1 rRNA gene is annotated in these 972 nt (G+C 54.8%); it reads right to left on the bottom strand.

Going from position 1 to position 972, the window contains the following annotated elements:
• A 23S ribosomal RNA gene (locus FS666_RS19370) occupies positions 1 to 972 on the bottom strand; the annotation flags it as partial.

Genomic DNA, 972 nt, shown 5'->3' with positions numbered 1-972 from the left:
AGGCTCCTACCTATCCTGTACAAGCTGCACAGACAGTCAATATCAGGGTGCAGTAAAGCTCCACGGGGTCTTTCCGTCCTGTCGCGGGTAATGCGCATCTTCACGCATACTATAATTTCACCGAGTCTCTCGTTGAGACAGTGCCCAGATCGTTGCGCCTTTCGTGCGGGTCGGAACTTACCCGACAAGGAATTTCGCTACCTTAGGACCGTTATAGTTACGGCCGCCGTTTACTGGGGCTTCAATTCGCACCTTCGACTATGTCTAAGCGCTCCTCTTAACCTTCCAGCACCGGGCAGGCGTCAGCCCCTATACTTCGCCTTGCGGCTTCGCAGAGACCTGTGTTTTTGCTAAACAGTCGCCTGGGCCTATTCACTGCGGCTCCCGCAGGCTTTCACCCGCAGGAGCACCCCTTCTCCCGAAGTTACGGGGTCATTTTGCCGAGTTCCTTAACGAGAGTTCTCTCGATCACCTTAGGATTCTCTCCTCGCCTACCTGTGTCGGTTTGCGGTACGGGCGCCTGTTTCCTCGCTAGAGGCTTTTCTTGGCAGTGTGGAATCAGGAACTTCGGTACTTGATTTCCCTCGCCATCACAGATCAGCCTTTTCGGCAAGCGGATTTGCCTGCTTGCCAGCCTTTCTGCTTGGACGCACAATCCAGTCGTGCGCTTGCCCTATCCTCCTGCGTCCCCCCTTCACTCAAACGGAAACGAGGCGGTACAGGAATATCAACCTGTTGTCCATCGCCTACGCCTTTCGGCCTCGGCTTAGGTCCCGACTAACCCTGAGCGGACGAGCCTTCCTCAGGAAACCTTAGGCATTCGGTGGAAGGGATTCTCACCCTTCTTTCGCTACTCATACCGGCATTCTCACTTCCAAGCGCTCCACCATCCCTTACGGGATGACTTCACTGCACTTGGAACGCTCTCCTACCATTGCCAAAGCAATCCGCAGCTTCGGTGATACGTTTAGC

Origin of the sequence: Siminovitchia fortis (assembly GCF_007681465.1) — a bacterium.
Lineage (GTDB): Bacteria > Bacillota > Bacilli > Bacillales > Bacillaceae_C > Siminovitchia > Siminovitchia fortis.
Note: the sequence above shows the minus strand (reverse complement) of the source record. Positions and strands in the feature narration are given on the sequence as shown.